The organism is Streptomyces sp. NBC_00390 (assembly GCF_036057275.1).
In the GTDB taxonomy this organism is placed as follows: Bacteria; Actinomycetota; Actinomycetes; order Streptomycetales; family Streptomycetaceae; genus Streptomyces.
In genome coordinates, this window is the sequence record NZ_CP107945.1 from 2,349,056 (window position 1) to 2,368,273 (window position 19,218).

The window sequence follows — 19,218 nt, forward strand, 5'->3', positions numbered from 1 at the left end:
CTCGCCCGCATCATGGACACATGCCCGAAGGAGACACCGTCTGGCTGACCGCGAAGCGCCTGCACACCGCCCTCGCCGGACGGCCGCTGACCCGGTCGGATCTGCGGGTTCCGCGCCTTGCGACCACCGATCTCACCGGCCGCAGTGTCCTGGACGTCACCCCGCGCGGCAAACATCTGCTGACCCGCATCGAGGGTGGTCTCACCCTGCACTCGCATCTGCGTATGGAGGGCACCTGGCAGGTGTACGGCGCGGGTGAGCGCTGGCGTGGCGGGCCGGCGCACCAGATCCGAGCCATCCTCGGCAACGCTTCGCACACCGCGGTCGGCTACCGCCTGCCCGTGCTGGAACTGCTGAGGACGACGGACGAGGACCAGGTCGTCGGGCATCTTGGACCCGATCTGCTGGGCCCGGACTGGGATCCGGCGACCGCCGTGGCCAATCTGCTCGCCGACCCGGCCCGCCCTCTCGGCGAAGCCCTCCTCGACCAGCGCAATCTCGCGGGGATCGGCAATGTCTACAAGTCCGAGCTGGCCTTCCTGGCACGGGTGACGCCCTGGCTCCCGATCGGCGAACTCCCGCCCGGCATTCCTGAGCGGCTCGTCGCCACCGCCCGCCGCCTCCTCGACGCGAACAAGGACCGCCCCGACCTTCGCACCACGACCACCGGTCCCGCTCCCGCCGCCGCCCGTCATCCGGCCCCACGGCTGTACGTCTACGGTCGCGAGGGCCGCCCCTGCCCCCGCTGCGGCACCCTGATCCGCAAGGCCGACCAGGGCGACGGCAGCCGCGAGCGCCCCACCTTCTGGTGCCCGCGCTGCCAATCGGGACCGATCAGTTGACGATCCGTCAGATCCAGTCGTACGGTCCCGGCATGGGCCTCACGGCGTACGACCTCACCGGGCGCACCGCGTTCGTCACCGGAGCGGCCGGCGGTATCGGCCGCGCCACGGCCGTCCTGCTCGCCGAGGCGGGCGCCACGGTCCACTGCGCCGACCTGGACGAGAAGGGCCTCGACCGGACCCGCGCCCTGATCACAGGCATCGGCGGCACCGCCCTGACCCACACGCTGGACGTCACCGACCGCGCCCAGCTGCGCGCAGCGGTGCTCAGCGTGGAGCGGCTCGACATCATGGCCGCGATCGCCGGGATCATGCACACCAGCCCCGTCCTGGAAACCCGGGACGAAGACCTCGACCACGTTCTCGCCGTCAATTTCAAGGGTGTTCTCTACGCCTGCCAGGAGTCGGCCCGAGCCATGATCGCCGCGGGCACGGGCGGTTCGATCATCACCATGGCATCCGGAGCCATGGACGCCGCCAACGCGGGTCTGCTCTGCTACAGCGTGGCCAAGGCAGCCGTGGTCCAGCTCACCAAGACCCTGGCGACCGAACTCGGCCCGCACTCCATCCGCGTCAATGCCGTCGCCCCCGGCTGGGTGCGCACCCCGATGACCGACCGTCACGATGCCGGTCTCCAGCAGCAGGCCGAGGCCGTTCTGGTCAGGATGTCCCCGCTGCGCAGGGTCGGCGAGCCCGAGGACATCGCACATACCGTGCTTCATCTGGCATGCGACGCCTCGTCCTTCATGACGGGTCAGATACTCCGTCCGAACGGCGGCGTCGTGATGCCCTGGTGACCCCTCGGGCTGCCGTCACATGCACCGGAAGCAGACTCAGCCCCCAGCCGCCGGCCGCCACCGCCCCCTCGATGGCCCCGGACTGTTCCGGCATCAGCACCAGCCGCAGAACTGCCCACCACCACGCTCCGCCCACCACGAGCCCGAGCGCGACGACGGGCACGAGGGCCGCCCCGCGTATCGCCATGGCTGCCTCCTCCGGTCCACGCTAGTGCGACGCGCTCGACCCCCGGGAGGGCGCATGGTTGGCCGATCCGGCGCGCACGGCCGGCCGGAACGCCCCGACCTCGCTATGCGCTCTCCGCCTGGAACATCCAGGCGTGCTTCTCGAGGTCGGCCGTGAGCCCGATCAGGATGTCCTGGCTCACCGGATCCGGGTCCGCGGTCGCCGTGACCCGCTCCCGCATCCTCCCGATGACCGCGCCGAGCGCGTCCACAAGTGTCTGCACGGCGTCCCCGTCCTTGATCCATCCGTCAGGGACCGCTCCGATCGCACTCTGAGCGGCCACGGTCGCGGCCCGCCCGTCGGGTGTCACACCGATCGCGGACGCCCGTTCGGCGACGATGTCCGAGTGCTGACGCGCCGTGTCCACCACCTCGTCGAGCTGCAGGTGGACGGACCTGAATCGTGGGCCGACCACGTTCCAGTGGACCTGCTTGGCCACGAGCCCGAGATCCACCAGATCCACGAGCGCACCCTGCAGGGCACCGCCGACAGTCTTGAGGTCCGCGTCCGACAACGAGCTCTTCACGACAGACATGCATGCCTCCACTCGGTTCCGCCGATACCGTCCACCATTGCACAGCTGCACAAAACGCTCATTCGGGGAATAGCAATGGGCCCCGGTCGGCATCGAGTACCAACCGGGGCCCAGTTGCAAACCAAGCCGTGCAGAGCCTTCGCGGATCAGGCGGCGACGACGTCGACCGCCTCCGCAGGCGCCTTGATCGTCACCCGCTCCGTCGGCACACCTGCCACCGACGTCACAGAGACGGAATTGAGCATCGGGCGTACTGGCGCAGGCACCGGCTCGCTGGCGGCTGCCGACTCGGCCAGTTCGGCCAGCGACAACTCGTCGCTCACTTCGCGCATGAGCTCGGACATCCGTACGTCAAGCGCGTCGCAGATCGCGGAGAGCAGCTCGGAGGATGCCTCCTTCTGCCCCCGCTCCACCTCGGAGAGATAGCCGAGCGATACTCGGGCGGACGAGGAGACTTCGCGCAGAGTACGGCCCTGGCGCTGGCGCTGCCGACGCAGCACGTCACCCAGCAGGCGACGGAGCAGAATCATCGGTGGCTCCCTCCTCGGACCGCGTAGCCGCATCCTTCACGCCCCACCGTACCGCCTTGCGCCGCGGCCGTGCGGGGAGCGATGTCGTGTTCACTCAGGGCTGCAAACATCAAGTCCCCCCGTTGTGTTCCGTATCCTGTGTCCGCACATTCTCGTGGAGTTCTACGGAGAGCAGCTCGAGCACTCTCCGTACACTCTCTCTACGGATTTCCGCACGGTCCCCGTTCAACCGCAATGCGGCCACTTTCGCCTCGCGACCCGGCCCCGCGACGGCCACGTAGACCGTCCCCACCGGCTGCCCGTCCTGGGGCTCGGGCCCCGCGACGCCTGTGGTGGCGATGCCCCATGCGGCGCCCAGCACATCGCGCACACCGATTGCCATCTGCCCCGCGACCTCGGGATCCACCGCTCCGCGCTGCTCCAGAAGAGTCCCGTCGACCCGCAGAACATCCCTCTTGAGGGTGGTTGCGTAAGCCGTGACGGAACCGCGGAAGGTCTGGGAGGCGCCGGGCACGGCGGTCAGCTCCGCGGCCACCAGACCACCCGTGAGCGACTCCGCGGCGGCCAGCGTCTCACCACGCTCCGCAAGCAGTGCCAGCACCCGGGCCGCCGTATTCACCCGGCTGAGCCCTTCCCGGCCCGGTCCCCGGCCCGCGCGGCTCGCTCCTCGGCGAGCCCCTTGCGCCTCAGCACGATCGCCTGCCGCACATAGTCCAGACCTGTGACGACCGTCAGCACGACGGCCACCGCCATCACCCAGAAGCGCAGGGTCGCCAGTGCCCCGGTCAGCGCGAGCACGTACATCCCTACCGCGGTGCCCTGCGCCAGCGTCTTCATCTTGCCGCCGCGACTGGCCGGGATGATTCCGTGCCGGATCACCCAGAACCGCATCAGCGTGATCCCGAGCTCCCGGAAGAGGATCACACCGGTCACCCACCACGGCAGATCGCCGAGGGCCGACAGGCAGATCAGGCCCGCAGCCATGATCGCCTTGTCGGCGATCGGATCAGCAATCTTCCCGAAGTCGGTGACCAGGTTGTACGTGCGTGCCAGATGCCCGTCGAAGATGTCCGTGATCATGGCGACCGCGAAGGCGGCCCAGGCCCAGGCCCGCCATGCCGGGTCGTACCCGCCGTCCTGCAGCATCAGCACCACGAAGGCGGGCACCAGGACCAGCCGCAGCATGGTCAGGATGTTGGCGATGTTCCACAGGCTGGCCTGATTGACGGCCGCAGCACCCAGCTTGCCGCCCGGCGCCGGCCTGCCGGTCCCGCCCGCCGCGGATGCCGGCACTCCGGTCATCTGCCCGCCTCCTCGCCAAGACAGTCGGCCACCAGGTCGACGCCTTCCGTACCCACAACCTTCGCCATGACGATACGACCGGGCTCAAGGCCGTCGCGTGAGGTGAACAGGACCTGGCCGTCGGTCTCGGGCGCCTGGTGCGCGGCGCGGCCCACGGCCCCGTCCTCACCGTCCACGGACTCGACGAGCACCTCCAGGCTCTCGCCCAGCCGCTCCTCGGCGCGCTGCGCGGTGAGCTCCTCGGCGAGGCGCGACAGATGCTCGAGCCGTTCCGCGATGACGTCCGCGTCCAGCTTGCCGTCGTACGAGACTGCCTCGGTGCCTTCCTCGTCCGAGTAGCCGAAGACACCGATCGCGTCCAGACGCGCCGCTCCGAGGAAGCGCTCCAGTTCCGCGAAGTCCGCCTCGCTCTCGCCGGGGAAGCCGACGATGAAGTTGGACCGCACGCCGGCCTGCGGGGCCTTGCCGCGGATGGTCTCCAGCAGCTCCCAGAACCGCTCGGTGTCCCCGAAGCGCCTCATCGCGCGCAGCACACCGGGCGCCGAGTGCTGGAATGACAGATCGAAGTACGGGGCGACCTTCGGCGTCGACGTCAGGACGTCGATCAGTCCGGGCCGCATCTCGGCGGGCTGCAGATAGCTGACCCGCACCCGCTCGATGCCGTCGACGGCGGCAAGCTCCGGCAGCAGCGTCTCCAGCAGCCGGATGTCGCCGAGGTCCTTGCCGTACGAGGTGTTGTTCTCGGAGACCAGCATGACCTCCTTGACGCCCTGCTCGGCCAGCCAGCGGGTCTCGCCGAGCACATCGCTGGGGCGGCGCGAGATGAAGGAGCCGCGGAAGGAGGGGATGGCGCAGAAGGAGCAGCGCCGGTCGCAGCCGGAGGCGAGCTTCACGGAGGCGACAGGGCTGGTGCCGAGGCGGCGGCGCAGGGGCGCGCGCGGGCCGGACACCGGGGCGACGCCTTCGGGCAGGTCCTCCGGCGCCGGGGAGACGTCTCCGTGGCCGGGAAGCGCCACATCGGTCGCCTGCTGGCGCTCGACGGGGCTGAGCGGCAGCAGCTTGCGCCTGTCACGCGGGGTGTGCGAGGCGTGGACGCCGCCACTGAGGATGGTCTGCAGCCGGTCGGAGATGTCGGCGTAATCGTCGAAGCCGAGCACGCCGTCGGCCTCGGGCAGCGCCTCGGCGAGCTCCTTGCCGTACCGCTCGGCCATACAGCCGACAGCGACCACGGCCTGGGTTCTGCCGCCCCCCTCCTGAGCCGCAGCCTTGAGATCGTTGGCTTCCAGCAGGGCGTCGACGGAGTCCTTCTTGGCGGCCTCGACGAATCCGCAGGTGTTGACCACGGCGACATCGGCGTCGGAGGCGTCCTCGACGAGCTCCCAGCCGTCCGCTGCCAAGCGGCCTGCGAGTTCCTCCGAGTCCACCTCGTTACGGGCGCAGCCGAGAGTGACAAGGGCGACGGTACGGCGTTCGGGCATGAGCTCAAGACTACTTTGTCCTGGCCCACGCCCTTGCCGCGAGGGTTCTGCGCTCCCTCGTACCGTCGCCCCGGCCGATGTACGTGCCGTCCTGACAGGCCTAGCCGACCTCGGGGTCGCCCTTGGTGTAGGACAGCCGCTCGACGCCGCCCATCTCGAACTCGGCCTCGACCTTCTTGCCGTTCACATACAGCTCGATCGCCCCGGCGTTGCCGAGGATGAGATCGACGCGCTCGTCGTCCTGGAAGGTCTTGCTCTCGCCCTTCTTCAGGGTGCCGTCGAAGAGCAGCTTGCCGTTGTGCGACTTGGCGGAGATCCAGCTCTTGTCGTCCACGGCCGACAGCTTCACCGTCACCTTGTCCGAGGGCACGGCCGCGATGGCACTGTCCGACGGGGCGGGCTTGGGATCGGCAGGCTTGCTCGGCGGCGCCTTGGTGGGACCGGTCGTCTCGGGCGCCGGACCCTCGGCGACCTGGGTGTCCTGGCCGTCGCCGCCGTTGAGGAGAGTGAAGCCGGCGAAGCCGACCACGGCGACGATCGCGGCGACCATGGCCGCGGTCCAGTTGGGGCGCCGGCGCTCGGGACGGATCCGCTCCGCCTCGAAGAGCGGCGCCGCGGGCGTCGGCGCGGGCCGCCCGCCGTGGGCCGCGTCGTACCGCGCGATCAGTGGAGTGGGATCGAGCCCGACGGCGCGGGCGAGCGTACGGATATGGCCGCGGGCGTACACATCGCCGCCGCAGCGGGAGAAGTCGTCCTCCTCGATCCCGTGCACGATGGGGACGCGCACCCGGGTGGAGGCACTGACCTCGTCAACGGTGAGGCCTGCGTCGACACGCGCCTGCTGGAGCGCGTGACCGATCGAAGGCCGGTCGTCTTCGACTGAAGGCCGGTCGTCTTCGGGGGAGTTGCCGATGGACACGGGGGCGCCTTTCGAGCGTGTAACCACCTGCTGGAGGTTCAGTTTAGGGGTGGTACGAAAGGGTGGGGCAACCGGGCGGTAGGAATATGTACGCCATCAGAATGGCCGGTCATCCCGAGGCTCAGGACATCATCGTGTCCCTCCCTCCAACTTGACGTACGACCAAGGGAAACGGTTGCTCACGGAACCGTTACGACTGTGACTCGCCGCGGATGACGGCGAGCACTCCGTCCAGTTCATCCGGTTTCACCAGGACGTCGCGCGCCTTGGAACCCTCGCTGGGCCCCACGATGTTGCGCGACTCCATCAGATCCATGAGTCTGCCCGCCTTCGCGAAGCCCACACGCAGCTTGCGCTGGAGCATCGAGGTGGAGCCGAACTGGGTGGAGACGACCAGCTCCGCCGCCTGGCAGAGCAGGTCGAGATCGTCGCCGATGTCCTCGTCGATCTCCTTCTTCTGCTTGGCGCCGACCACGACGTCGTCGCGGAAGACCGGGGCCATCTGATCCTTGCAGTGCTGGACGACCGCCGCGACTTCTGCCTCGGTGACGAACGCCCCCTGCATCCGCGTCGGCTTGTTGGCGCCCATCGGGAGGAACAGCCCGTCGCCCTTGCCGATCAGCTTCTCCGCGCCCGGCTGGTCCAGGATGACCCGGCTGTCGGCAAGCGAGGAGGTGGCGAACGCGAGCCGGGAGGGGACGTTCGCCTTGATCAGACCGGTGACGACATCCACGGACGGCCGCTGGGTGGCCAGTACCAGATGAATGCCGGCGGCGCGCGCCAGCTGCGTGATGCGGACGATGGCATCCTCGACGTCGCGCGGTGCGACCATCATCAGATCCGCGAGCTCGTCCACGATGACCAGCAGATACGGGTAGGGCTGCAGATCACGCTCGCTGCCCGGCGGGGGTGTGGCCTTGCCACTGCGCACGGCCTGGTTGAAGTCGTCGATGTGCCGGTAGCCGAAGGCCGCCAGGTCGTCGTAGCGCAGGTCCATCTCGCGCACCACCCACTGGAGGGCCTCGGCGGCCCGCTTGGGGTTGGTGATGATCGGCGTGATCAGATGCGGGATGCCCTCGTACGCGGTGAGCTCGACCCGCTTCGGGTCGACGAGCACCATCCGTACGTCCTCGGGGGTCGCCCGGATCATCACCGACGTGATCAGGCAGTTGATGCACGACGACTTGCCGGATCCGGTCGCACCGGCGACCAGCACGTGCGGCATCTTCGCGAGGTTGGCCATCACATAGCCGCCCTCGACGTCCTTGCCCAGGGCCACGAGCATCGGATGGTCGTCCCCGGCGGCGTCCGCGAGGCGCAGCACATCACCGAGATTGACCATCTCGCGGTCGGAGTTGGGGATCTCGATACCGACGGCCGACTTGCCGGGGATCGGCGAGATGATCCGTACGTCGGGGCTGGCGACCGCGTACGCGATGTTCTTGGTCAGTGCGGTGATCCGCTCGACCTTCACGGCCGGGCCCAGCTCCACCTCGTACCGGGTGACTGTCGGGCCACGGGTGAACCCGGTGACCGACGCATCGACCTTGAACTCCGCGAACACGTTCGTCAGCGACGCGACGATCGCATCGTTGGCGGCGCTGCGCGTCTTGCCGGGACCGCCACGCTCCAGCAGACCCAGCGACGGCAGCGCGTACGTGATGTCCCCGGACAGCTGGAGCTGTTCGGCGCGCGGCGGCAGGGGCTGGGACCGGTCGGGGTCGGGTGCCTGCTTGGTCAGATCCGGCACGGACGCCTCAGGCTCGGGCGCCGGGTTCTCGGGCCGGCGCGCGGAAGGCACCGGGGAAGCGGCGCGCTGCCGGTCCGCGGTGACGTCGCGGGTGAGGTCGGCGACGAGCGGAGAGGGCGGCATCCCGTTGAGTACGGCTCCGTCCAGCGCCGCGGCCGCGGCGGCCGCCACGTCCACGGCGTCCATCTCCCGCCCCATCGCGGGCTGTACGGAGGGCCTGCGGGGCCGGCGGCGGCGGGAGAGCGCCTCCGCCTCGGCCGATTCCGGGTCGTACTCGTCCGTTTCCTCGCCACGGCGCGAGGAGGAGCGCCGCGGACGGGCGGGCATCGCCTCGCGCCACTGATCGTCGTACCGCTGGTCGTCCTCGCCTGCTTCGTCGTCCGCGCCGGGCAGGTCGACGATGCCGAGCTTGGAGCCGAGCAGCCTGAGCCGTTGAGGAATGGCGTTGACGGGGGTGGCGGTGACGACAAGCAGCCCGAAGACCGTGAGCAGCACGAGCAGCGGTACGGCGAGCACCTCGCCCATGGTGAAGATCAGCGGCTTGGACGCTGCCCAGCCGATCAGACCGCCCGCGTCCTGCATCGCCTCGGTACCCTCGCCCCGGCCCGGCGAGCCGCAGGCGATATGGACCTGGCCGAGCACGCCGATGACGAGCGCGGACAGGCCGATCACGATGCGGCCGTTGGCGTCGGGCTTTTCGGGGTACAGGATCAGCCGCACGGCGATCGCTGCCAGCAGTATCGGCACCAGCAGATCGAGCCTGCCGAACGCGCCGGTCACCAGCATCTCGACGAGATCGCCGACGGGACCGTTCAGGTTGGACCAGGTGCCGGCCGCGACGATGAGGGCCACGGCGAGCAGGAGCAGCGCGAGCCCGTCCTTGCGGTGGGCCGGATCGAGTCCCTTGGCACCACGCCCTATCCCGCGGAACAAGGCGCCGACGGCGTGCGCGAGCCCGAGCCAGAGGGCGCGCGCGAGGCGGTACACACCCCCGGTCGGGGACGGTGCCGGCCTGGGAGCGGCCGCCTTCTTCGCAACGGCCTTATTGGCCGGCGCTTTCTTGGCGGGTGCGGTCTTCTTGGCGGCGGCCTTCTTGACGGGCGCCGCCTTCTTCGCGGCGCCCGTGGTGCGGCCGGCGCGCTGCTTTGCGGTGCCCGCCGTGCCCTGGGAACCCTTGCCGGACGTACGTGAGGCCATGGTGCTGAGGTTACCGGTGTCGACGGCAGTGGACACGTGTGCCTACTGCTTCACCCTTTCGTGTCGCCCTGCTCGAGGCGGTGAACTGACGCTCCCTCAAAGGCCGGTCGGGCACCGGGCCTCGGTCAGCTTTGCGAGGGGAGCGTCGGCGCGCCGCCGCCGGTGCCGGGCTCCAGCGCGTCCAGTGCACGGCGCAGTCCGGTGAGCTTGCGCTCGAGATGGGCGGCCGTGGCCACTGCCGCCGCGTCCGCCGAGTCGTCGTCCAGCTGCTTGGAGAGCGCTTCGGCCTGCTCCTCAACTGCCGCGAGCCGGGCGGAGAGTTCGGCGAGGAGCCCGGCGGGCTCCCTTGCCTCTCCCCCGCCTGCCTGGCCGCCCTCCAGCTGGAGGCGCAGCAGCGCCGCCTGCTCACGCAGCTGGCAGTTCTTCATGTACAGCTCGACGAAGACGGAGACCTTGGCGCGCAGCACCCAGGGGTCGAACGGCTTGGAGATGTAGTCGACGGCCCCTGCCGCGTAGCCCCGGAAGGTGTGGTGCGGGCCGTGGTTGATGGCGGTGAGGAAGATGATCGGGATGTCGCGGGTGCGCTCGCGCCGCTTGATGTGCGCGGCGGTCTCGAAGCCGTCCATTCCTGGCATCTGGACGTCCAGCAGGATGACCGCGAAGTCGTCCGTCAGCAGCGCCTTGAGCGCTTCCTCCCCTGACGATGCCCGCACCAGTGTCTGATCGAGCGCAGAGAGAATGGCCTCCAGCGCGAGCAGATTCTCCGGCCGGTCATCGACCAGGAGGATCTTGGCTTTCTGCACCATGCCCCGTCCTCCTCGCCCCGGCTTGGGGTCTCCCCAGCTCAGAGAGCTGGGGGACGCACCGGGCGCCGCCCCAGGGGACGACTCCCTTGCGTCGCCCGTCCTTGTGCCGGTCATGGTAGCCGCACCCCGCCCGTCGCCACACCCTGTCACCGTGATGTCACTGTGCACGTACCAAAAACGCCGCAGGAGTCGAGAAGGTTCCCCGAATGCAAGCCCCTCACACACCTTCGGGCACAGTCAGTCAGCAATTGCCAAGGAATTGAACGCCGACCGGTCACTCCTCGCTCATCCACTGCTCCATCACCGCGAGCAGGTGGTCAGGGTCGACCGGTTTGGTGACGTAGTCGGAAGCGCCCGATTCGATGGCCTTCTCGCGATCGCCCTTCATCGCCTTCGCCGTGAGCGCGATGATCGGCAGACCCGCGAACTGCGGCATCCTGCGGATCGCCGTCGTGGTCGCGTACCCGTCCATCTCGGGCATCATGATGTCCATCAGTACGACTGTCACATCATCATGCTGCTCCAGGACTTCGATCCCCTCGCGGCCGTTCTCCGCGTACAGCACCGACAGCCCGTGCTGTTCCAGCACGCTGGTGAGTGCGAAGACGTTGCGGATGTCGTCGTCGACGATCAGCACCTTCTCGCCGTCGAAGGCGAACACCCGCCGCTGCTCCGGCATCTCCTCGTCCGCGACCGCCTCGGCCCATGTGTCCTGGGAGGCCCCGGTCTGCCCGCCCGGCCGGCCGGGCAGCATGCTGTGCTGCCCCACGGTCCCCAGCGCCTTGCGCCTGCGCCGGAAAAGGGCTGCGGGCCCCGAGTGGCCCGAGGGCGCAGAGGAGACCGACTGCAGCGGCAGCGCGCCGTGCTCGGCCACGTCCCCGCCGTCATGTCCGTCCGTGGCCCCGGGAGCGAGCTGCGGATAGCCCTGCGGCGGCAGTTCACTCGGCTGCAGCGGCAGGTACAGCGTGAACGTCGAACCGCGGCCCGGCTCGCTCGCCGCATGGATCTCGCCGCCCAGCAGCCGGGCGATCTCCCGGCTGATCGACAGCCCGAGCCCCGTACCGCCATACTTCCGGCTGGTCGTTCCGTCGGCCTGTTTGAACGCTTCGAAGATCACCCGCATCTTGCCCGCCGCGATCCCGATTCCGGTGTCGGTCACCGAGAAGGCGATCAGATCCCCGTCGGCGTCCCGCAGCGACCCGGCCTCCAGCAACTGCTCGCGGATCGACTGCGGTACATCGGCGCCCGCCGGCCGGATCACCAGCTCGACAGCGCCGCTGTCGGTGAACTTGACCGCGTTGGACAGCAGGTTGCGCAGCACCTGCAACAGCCGCTGCTCGTCGGTGTGCAGGGTCGCCGGCAGCTCCGGCGAGACCCGCACCGAGAAGTCGAGCCCCTTCTCCGCCGTGAGGGGCCGGAACGTCGCCTCCACATAGTCGACGAGCTGCACCAGCGCGATACGGGTCGGGCTGACGTCCATCTTGCCCGCCTCGACCTTCGACAGATCGAGGATGTCGTTGATCAGCTGCAGCAGGTCCGATCCGGCGCCGTGGATCGTCTCGGCGAACTCCACCTGCTTGGGCGAGAGATTGCCCTCCGCGTTGTCCGCGAGCAGTTTGGCGAGGATGAGCAGCGAGTTCAGCGGCGTACGCAGCTCGTGCGACATGTTCGCGAGGAACTCCGACTTGTAGCGCATGGAGACCGCGAGCTGTTCGGCCCGCTCCTCCAGCACCTGCCGGGCCTCCTCGATCTCGGTGTTCTTCACCTCGATGTCGCGGTTCTGCTGCGCGAGCAGCTCCGCCTTCTCCTCCAGCTCCGCATTGGAGGCCTGCAGCGCCTTCTGCCGGTTCTCCAGCTCCGCCGAGCGCTCACGCAGCTGCTCGGTCAGCTCCTGCGACTGCTTGAGCAGCACCTCGGTCTTGGTGTTGACGCTGATGGTGTTGACGCTCGTGGCGATCATCTCGGCGATCTGGTTCAGGAAGTCCCGCTGGATGTGCGTGAAGGGCTGGAACGACGCCAGCTCGATCACACCGAGGACCTTCCCCTCGAACAGGACCGGCAGCACGATCACGTACGCCGGCGAGGCCTCGCCGAGCCCCGAGGAGATCTTGAGATAGCCCGGCGGCACGCTGACCTGGATGGTCCGCTTCTCCTCGGCAGCCGTACCGATCAGCGTCTCCCCCGGCCGGAACGACGTGGGCATCAGACCGGCGGAATACCCGTAACTGCCGCGCATGCACAGCTCGTACGACGCCTCGGCCGAGCCCGACACGTCCGCGCCGTTCCCCGTCGGCATGGCCAGGAAGAACGCGCCGTGCTGCGCCGAGACGACGGGGGTCAGCTCGCTCATGATCAGCGAGGCAACGTCGTCGAGATCGCGCCGCCCCTGCATCAGACCGGAGATCCGCGCCAGGTTGCCCTTGAGCCAGTCCTGCTCCTCGTTGGCCAGGGTCGTGTCGCGCAGGTTCGCGATCATCGTGTTGATGTTGTCCTGCAGCACCTGGATCTCGCCCGCGGCGTCCACATCGATCTTGAGGTTGAGGTCGCCACGGGTCACCGCCGTGGCGACGGCCGCGATCGCGCGCACCTGACGGGTCAGGTTCCCGGCCATCTCGTTCACGGACTCGGTGAGGTCGCGCCAGGTGCCGTCGACGTCGCGTACCCGCGCCTGGCCTCCCAGTTGGCCGTCGGTGCCCACCTCGCGGGCCACCCGGGTGACCTCCTCGGCGAACGACGACAGCTGGTCGACCATCGTGTTGATGGTGGTCTTCAGCTCCAGGATCTCGCCGCGCGCATCGATGTCGATCTTCCTGGTGAGATCGCCCTTGGCGATGGCGGTGGTGACCGTCGCGATCTGACGCACCTGGCCCGTCAGGTTCGACGCCATCGAGTTCACGGACTCGGTGAGGTCCTTCCAGGTGCCGGAGACACCCGGCACATGCGCCTGGCCGCCCAGCTCGCCCTCGGTGCCCACCTCGCGGGCCACCCGGGTCACCTCGTCGGCGAACGACGACAGCGTCGTCACCATCGTGTTGACGGTCTCGGCCAGTTCGGCGACCTCGCCTCGTGCCTCGACCGTCACCTTCTTGGTCAGATCGCCGTTGGCGACCGCCGCCGAGACGCGGGCGATGTTGCGCACCTGGTTGGTGAGGTTGTTGGCCATCAGGTTGACGTTGTCGCTGAGGTCCTTCCAGATGCCGGTGACACCGCGCACCCGCGCCTGGCCGCCCAGTACGCCTTCCGTACCCACCTCGCGGGCGACCCTGGTCACCTCGTCCGCGAAGTCCAGCAGCTGGTCCACCATCGTGTTGACGGTCGTCACCAGCTCGAGGATCTCGCCCTTGGCATCGACGGTGATCTTCTTCGAGAGGTCGCCCTTGGCCACCGCCGTCGTCACCTCGGCGATGTTGCGCACCTGGGACGTCAGGTTGTTCGCCATGAAGTTGACGGACTGGGTGAGGTCCTTCCAGGTGCCGGACACACCCTGGACCTCGGCCTGGCCGCCGAGGATGCCCTCGGTGCCCACCTCGCGGGCCACCCGGGTCACCTGCTCGGCGAAGTTCGAGAGCTGGTCCACCATCGTGTTGAGGGTGTTCTTCAGCTCCAGGATCTCGCCGCGCGCGTCCACGTCGATCTTCTGCGACAGATCACCACGGGCCACCGCGGTCGCGACCTGTGCGATGTTGCGGACCTGGCCGGTGAGGTTCTCGGCCATGCCGTTCACGGAGTCGGTGAGATCGCGCCACACACCGGCCACGCCCGGCACCTGGGCCTGGCCGCCGAGACGACCCTCCGTACCCACGTCCCGCGCCACCCGGGTCACCTGCTCGGCGAAGGCCGAGAGCTGGTCCACCATCGTGTTGATGGTGTTCTTCAGCTCCAGGATCTCGCCGCGCGCGTCCACGTCGATCTTCTGCGACAGATCACCACGGGCCACCGCCGTGGTCACCTGGGCGATCTGACGGACCTGCGAGGTCAGGTTCCCCGCCATGAAGTTGACGGAGTCCGTCAGTTCCTTCCACGTACCGCTGACGCCGTCCACGCGCGCCTGGCCGCCGAGACGGCCCTCCGTGCCCACGTCCCGCGCCATCCGCGTGACCTGATCGGCGAACGAGGAGAGCTGCGACACCATCGTGTTGACGGTGTTCTTCAGCTCGAGCATCTCGCCCGCGACATCGACCGTGACCTTCTGCGACAGATCGCCGTTGGCGACCGCTGTCGTCACCTGCGCGATGTCCCGCACCTGGCCGGTGAGGTTGCGGAACGCGGTGTTGACCGAGTCGGTGAGGTCCTTCCACGTACCCGCCGCACCCGGCACCTCCGCCTGACCGCCGAGACGGCCTTCGACGCCGACCTCGCGCGCCACCCGCGTCACTTCTGAACCGAAGGACTGAAGCTGGTCCACCATCGTGTTGACGGTGTTCTTCAGCTCGAGCATCTCGCCCGCGACATCGACCGTGACCTTCTGCGACAGGTCACCGTTGGCAACCGCCGTCGTCACCTGCGCGATGTCCCGCACCTGGGTGGTCAGATTCCGGAAGACCGTGTTCACCGAATCGGTGAGGTCCTTCCACGTACCCGCCGCACCCGGCACCTGCGCCTGGCCGCCGAGCAGGCCTTCCGCGCCGACCTCGCTGGCCACGCGGGTGACCTCGTCGGCGAACGTGCGCAGTGTCTCGGTCATCTGGTTGATGGTCTCGGCGAGCTGGGCCACCTCGCCGCGCGCGCTGACGGTGACCTTCTGCGACAGATCGCCGTTGGCCACCGCCGTCGTCACCTCGGCGATGCCACGCACCTGGGAGGTCAGGTTGCCGGCCATCGTGTTCACCGAATCGGTGAGGTCCTTCCACACGCCGGCCACACCCGGCACGGTCGCCTGACCGCCGAGCTCGCCCTCCGTGCCCACCTCGCGTGCCACACGGGTGACCTCGGAGGAGAACGAGGACAGCTGGTCCACCATCGTGTTGACGGTGTTCTTCAGCTGAAGCATCTCGCCGGCCACATGGACAGTGACCTTCCGCGACAGATCGCCCTTGGCCACCGCCGTCGTCACCAGTGCGATGTCGCGCACCTGCGCGGTCAGCCGGTACGCCATGGTGTTGACCGAATCCGTGAGGTCCTTCCACGAACCGGACATACCGCGCACCTGGGCCTGGCCGCCGAGCTTGCCCTCGGTGCCGACCTCCAGTGCGACCCGCGTCACTTCGTCGGTGAACGCCGACAGCTGGTCGACCAGGTTGTTGACCGTGCGGGCGACCTTGAGGAACTCACCACGCAGCGGCCGCACCGACGTGTCCGCGCCGTCGTCCTCGTGGGAACGCAGCTCCATGCGCTGCTCCAGGTCACCCTCGGCGACCGCCGAGAGCACCCTGCCGACCTCGGACACCGGCCGCGCCAGATCGTCCACCAGCGCGTTCGAGGCATCGATGGCGGCCGCCCAGGAGCCCTCGCAGGCCCCCGTCTCCAGCCGCTCGGTCAGCTTCCCCTCGCGTCCGACCATCCTGCGTACACGCGCGAGCTCGCCCGTGAGATGCAGGTTCCGGTCGGCGACCTCGTTGAACACGGCCGCGATTTCGGCCATCACCCCGTCGCCCGAGACGGTCAGACGACGGCGGAAGTTGCCGTCCCGCATCGACATCAGGGCCGCCCGCAGCCGGTTCAGTGCCGCCGTATCCACCTCGGTTGTCCCATTGCTCCGGGAACGTCCGCCTTTCGGGCGCGTGTTATTGCCACGCGCTGCCACGCCAGACTCCACCGTGTCCCTCCCGCAGGGGTTGACCGTACTGCCCGGGCTGTCTCCGGAAGCCTGCCCAGTGTTTCACCATGGCCGAACCAGGCCATAACAGTTCGGCAGCTTCGCATAGCGTCCCCGCCCCAGGTGGGCGGAAACAGTGACGTCCGGCATCCGCTCGGACAGCGAAGGTAAGTAACCTGGCATCCGGCTGTCCAACCGCCCCGGTCCGCCCGGCGGGGGCAGTGTGGCGCACGTACCAACACCGGGCACCGGGAGGGTCAAGCCGATCATGGCAGAGCCGGGCGTCGAGACGCGTACTAGGAGTTCTGTGATCACCGCGCGGGCGGCCGCATGTTTCGAGCCGGTCGGACGGTCGGTCGCGTCCGCGCGGGCGTTCGTCCGGGACACCCTGCAGGGGTGGGGGTACGCCGACGTCGTCGACGACGCGGTGGTGCTCACCAGCGAGCTCGTCACCAACGCGGTCATCCACGCCGGCACCGCGGCCGACGTCCTGTGTCTGCGCACCGAGGACGGCGTACGGGTCGAGGTCGCCGACCGCTACCCCGAGCGCGAGATTCCCATCCAGGGCGGCGGCCGCACCTTCGTCAGCCCCGACCAGGAGAACGGCCGGGGACTGCTGCTGTGCGCGGCACTCGCCTCCCGCTGGGGTGTCGAGTACGCCCCCACCTACAAGCAGGTGTGGTTCCAACTCGACCTGCCGCAGCGCCCGGTGGGCACCCGCTCCGCCGGCCCGGTGCTGCCCACCGCCCTGCTTCCGGTCACCGACGAGCGGGTGCGCGTGGCCGTCACGCAGATCGACCGCACCGGCACCATCTCCGTATGGAACGAGGACGCCGAGCACCTCTTCGGCTACGCGGCCGATCAGGTCATCGGCAAACCGCTCACGGACTTCGCCGCCTGGCCGCACACGCCCGGCATCGGCACCGGTATCGCCGAAGCCCTCCGGCTCTCCCGCTGGGAGGGCAGTTACGGCATCCGCGGCATCGACGGCCGGGTACTGCCCGTTTACGCATCACACCTTCGGGTACGCGACACGAACGGCGAACCGTCCACAGTCTGTCTGCTGGTACGCGACGACGAGCGTGCGGTGCTGCAGACCCCGCAGCGGGCTCCCGTCACGGAAACGGGTTCCGAAAGCGGCAGCGCGGACCCGTTCGAGGTCTTCATCGGCTCTCCCGCCCCGGACGACCTCGACGGCCTGCTGCAGCGCACGGTCGAGCGCGCTCGCGACATGCTCGACGGCGACGCCGCCTTTCTGCTGCTCGCCACCGACGACGAGACCGAGCTGGAGGTCCGGGCCACGACCGGCCTGCCCTCGGCACGCCAGCGCTTCGCCCGCGTCCCTGTGGAGGCAGGAACCGGCCGTTACGGCTCCGCCAGGATGCCCGCGGTGCACGAGGACCTGACGGCGGTGCCGGGTGCGGTTCCGCTGCTCAACTCCACCGGCATGCGCTCGGTCGTCACCGTTCCGCTCAAGGTCGAGGGCCGGCTCACCGGCTCGCTCGGCGTCGCCGCCGAAACGGCGGGCCGGTACTCCAACGAGGAAGCCCTGCGCCTCCAGTTCGCCGCGGACCGCATCGCGCTGGCGGTGGAATCGGCCCGCCTCGGCGAGCTGGAGCGGCTGCGCCGCGGCTCGCTCTCCTTCCTTGTCGAGGCATCGGACCTGCTCGCCGGCACGCTCGACCGGGACCAGACCCTGGCGCTGATGGCCCAGATGACCGTCCCCACCCTCGCCACCTGGTGCGCCGTCTACACGATCGCCGACCAGGCCTCGGAGCCGTACCTCAGCTTTGTGCTCCACGAGGACGAGGAGCGTATCGACGGTCTCAAGGCGCTGCTGGCCAGGATCGACCCTCCGGACCCTGTCCCGACACCCGGGGCACGGGTGTGGACCGCGCCCGGTGAAGCCGCCCAGCGCGCCGCCCTGCTCGCGTCCAAGCGCGAACTGGGCCTCGGTGCGTCCCAGCCGGTCTCCTCCGGAATCGGCGTCACGCTCGCCACGGCCGCGGCGGTCGGCGGCGAGACGGTCGTCCTCCCTCTGGTCGCCCGTAACCGCGTCATCGGCATGCTGACGCTCGGCAAGCCCTCGGACGACCACTTCCGCCAGGAGATCCTGGAACTGGCCGAGGACCTGTCCCGCCGGGCCGCCCTCGCTCTCGACAACGCCCGCCTGTACTCGGAGCGCATGGCGATCAGTCAGTCCCTGCAGCGCAGCCTGCTGCCGCCTGAGCTCCCCCAGATCCCAGGCGTCGAGGTCGAGGTCATCTACCGGGCGGCCGGCGAAGGCAACGAGGTCGGCGGGGACTTCTACGACCTCTTCCCGATCCGCGACGGCGCGTACGGGTTCGCCATCGGCGACGTCTGCGGTACGGGCCCGGAGGCCGCGGCCGTCACGGGCCTGGCCCGGCACGCTCTGCGGCTGCTCGCCCGCGAGGGCTTCGGCGGCCCGGCCGTCCTGGAGCGGCTCAACGCGGCCATCCTCGACGAGGGTGCGCGCAGCCGCTTCCTCACGCTTCTGTACGGCGAGTTGTGGCCCCAGGAGGACGGCAGCGCGATGCTCAAGGTCGTGTGCGCCGGCCATCCGCTCCCGCTGCGTCTGCGCCAGGACGGCACTGTGGTGCCTGCTGCGGAGCCGCAGCCGCTGCTCGGCGTCATGGACGACCTGGAGCTCTACGAGCAGACGGTCACCCTCGACCCTGGCGACGTCCTGCTGTGTGTCACGGACGGCGTCACCGAACGCCGCGAGGGCACCCGCATGTTGGGCGACGACGGCCTCGCCGACGTCCTGACGACGTGTACGGGCCTGACGGCCGGAGCGGTCGCCGCACGCGTTCTGCGCGCGGTCGAGCGATTCGCGGCCGAGCCGGCTTCGGACGACATGGCCATCCTGGCGATGCGCGTCCCGGAGCCCCACAGGAACTGAACACGAAGGAGGCCCCCCGCCGATCGGCGGGGGGCCTCCTTCTTCAATGAGCCCCCAAACGGAATCGAACCGTTGACCTTCTCCTTACCATGGAGACGCTCTACCGACTGAGCTATAGGGGCCTGTTGCACTCCGGCGGTCTTCCGCGCGGCAACGCA

General features: G+C 69.2%; 13 protein-coding genes and 1 tRNA gene. 3 read left to right on the forward strand and 11 right to left on the reverse strand.

Translation table 11 applies throughout. From position 1 onward, the window contains the following. Positions 1-20 precede the first annotated feature (20 nt). Both OHS70_RS09610 and OHS70_RS09615 read left to right on the forward strand, forming a co-directional pair. Complete coding sequence (locus OHS70_RS09610) at positions 21-842, forward strand: Fpg/Nei family DNA glycosylase (RefSeq protein WP_328395704.1); 822 nt, start codon at positions 21-23, stop codon at positions 840-842. A 32-nt stretch (positions 843-874) separates the two neighbouring features. Then, positions 875-1,639, forward strand: coding sequence for an SDR family NAD(P)-dependent oxidoreductase (locus OHS70_RS09615; RefSeq protein ID WP_328395706.1), 765 nt, complete (start codon positions 875-877; stop codon positions 1,637-1,639). On the opposite strand, the gene OHS70_RS09620 is transcribed toward OHS70_RS09615, so the two are convergent. From OHS70_RS09620 to OHS70_RS09665, 10 genes are all read right to left on the reverse strand, one after another. Continuing rightward, positions 1,587-1,826 carry a hypothetical protein gene (locus OHS70_RS09620; RefSeq protein ID WP_328395708.1) on the reverse strand — a complete coding sequence of 80 codons (240 nt, stop codon included), beginning with the start codon at positions 1,824-1,826 and terminating at the stop codon, positions 1,587-1,589. The two genes, OHS70_RS09615 and OHS70_RS09620, sit on opposite strands and share 53 nt — an antisense overlap. A 103-nt stretch (positions 1,827-1,929) precedes the next feature. Further along, positions 1,930-2,400, reverse strand: coding sequence for a Dps family protein (locus tag OHS70_RS09625; RefSeq protein ID WP_328395710.1), 471 nt, complete (start codon positions 2,398-2,400; stop codon positions 1,930-1,932). 146 nt (positions 2,401-2,546) lie between these two features. Further along, positions 2,547-2,930: a helix-turn-helix domain-containing protein gene (locus OHS70_RS09630; protein WP_019889909.1), complete on the reverse strand. Its 384-nt coding sequence runs from the start codon at positions 2,928-2,930 to the stop codon at positions 2,547-2,549. 109 nt (positions 2,931-3,039) lie between these two features. Further along, on the reverse strand, positions 3,040-3,549 hold the full coding sequence (locus OHS70_RS09635; protein WP_328395714.1) for a CinA family protein: 510 nt from the start codon (positions 3,547-3,549) through the stop codon (positions 3,040-3,042). Further along, entirely contained in the window at positions 3,546-4,232 is a 687-nt protein-coding gene (gene pgsA, locus OHS70_RS09640; RefSeq protein ID WP_328395716.1) for a CDP-diacylglycerol--glycerol-3-phosphate 3-phosphatidyltransferase, read from the reverse strand. Before pgsA ends, OHS70_RS09635 begins: the two co-directional genes overlap by 4 nt. Continuing rightward, positions 4,229-5,710 (reverse strand): 30S ribosomal protein S12 methylthiotransferase RimO, encoded by a 1,482-nt coding sequence (rimO, locus tag OHS70_RS09645; RefSeq protein ID WP_328395719.1) that lies wholly within the window; start codon positions 5,708-5,710, stop codon positions 4,229-4,231. Before rimO ends, pgsA begins: the two co-directional genes overlap by 4 nt. A gap of 100 nt (positions 5,711-5,810) precedes the next feature. Then, positions 5,811-6,629 carry a helix-turn-helix domain-containing protein gene (locus tag OHS70_RS09650; protein ID WP_328395721.1) on the reverse strand — a complete coding sequence of 273 codons (819 nt, stop codon included), beginning with the start codon at positions 6,627-6,629 and terminating at the stop codon, positions 5,811-5,813. A gap of 190 nt (positions 6,630-6,819) precedes the next feature. Further along, a complete protein-coding gene (locus OHS70_RS09655) occupies positions 6,820-9,576 on the reverse strand; it encodes a DNA translocase FtsK (RefSeq protein WP_328395723.1) in 2,757 nt (918 codons plus the stop codon). A gap of 125 nt (positions 9,577-9,701) precedes the next feature. After that, the gene (locus OHS70_RS09660; protein WP_328395725.1) at positions 9,702-10,382 is read right to left on the reverse strand and encodes a response regulator; all 681 of its coding nucleotides are present in this window, start codon (positions 10,380-10,382) and stop codon (positions 9,702-9,704) included. 274 nt (positions 10,383-10,656) lie between these two features. Further along, entirely contained in the window at positions 10,657-16,137 is a 5,481-nt protein-coding gene (locus OHS70_RS09665) for a HAMP domain-containing protein (protein ID WP_328395727.1), read from the reverse strand. A 268-nt stretch (positions 16,138-16,405) separates the two neighbouring features. Here OHS70_RS09665 and OHS70_RS09670 point away from each other — a divergent pair, with 268 nt between their 5' ends. After that, entirely contained in the window at positions 16,406-19,060 is a 2,655-nt protein-coding gene (locus tag OHS70_RS09670) for a SpoIIE family protein phosphatase (protein ID WP_328395729.1), read from the forward strand. A gap of 49 nt (positions 19,061-19,109) precedes the next feature. Here the strand turns inward: OHS70_RS09670 and OHS70_RS09675 are convergent. Continuing rightward, positions 19,110-19,182, reverse strand: a tRNA-Thr gene (locus OHS70_RS09675). Positions 19,183-19,218 lie beyond the last annotated feature (36 nt).

Excerpts from the sequence above, each read along its gene's own strand:
- OHS70_RS09610 (WP_328395704.1), top strand. The coding sequence starts at position 21 with ATGCCCGAAGGAGACACCGTCTGGCTGACCGCGAAGCGCCTGCACACC.
- OHS70_RS09615 (WP_328395706.1), top strand. The coding sequence starts at position 875 with ATGGGCCTCACGGCGTACGACCTCACCGGGCGCACCGCGTTCGTCACC.
- OHS70_RS09620 (WP_328395708.1), bottom strand. The coding sequence starts at position 1,826 with ATGGCGATACGCGGGGCGGCCCTCGTGCCCGTCGTCGCGCTCGGGCTC.
- OHS70_RS09625 (WP_328395710.1), bottom strand. The coding sequence starts at position 2,400 with ATGTCTGTCGTGAAGAGCTCGTTGTCGGACGCGGACCTCAAGACTGTC.
- OHS70_RS09630 (WP_019889909.1), bottom strand. The coding sequence starts at position 2,930 with ATGATTCTGCTCCGTCGCCTGCTGGGTGACGTGCTGCGTCGGCAGCGC.
- pgsA (WP_328395716.1), bottom strand. The coding sequence starts at position 4,232 with ATGACCGGAGTGCCGGCATCCGCGGCGGGCGGGACCGGCAGGCCGGCG.
- rimO (WP_328395719.1), bottom strand. The coding sequence starts at position 5,710 with ATGCCCGAACGCCGTACCGTCGCCCTTGTCACTCTCGGCTGCGCCCGT.
- OHS70_RS09655 (WP_328395723.1), bottom strand. The coding sequence starts at position 9,576 with ATGGCCTCACGTACGTCCGGCAAGGGTTCCCAGGGCACGGCGGGCACC.
- OHS70_RS09660 (WP_328395725.1), bottom strand. The coding sequence starts at position 10,382 with ATGGTGCAGAAAGCCAAGATCCTCCTGGTCGATGACCGGCCGGAGAAT.
- OHS70_RS09670 (WP_328395729.1), top strand. The coding sequence starts at position 16,406 with ATGGCAGAGCCGGGCGTCGAGACGCGTACTAGGAGTTCTGTGATCACC.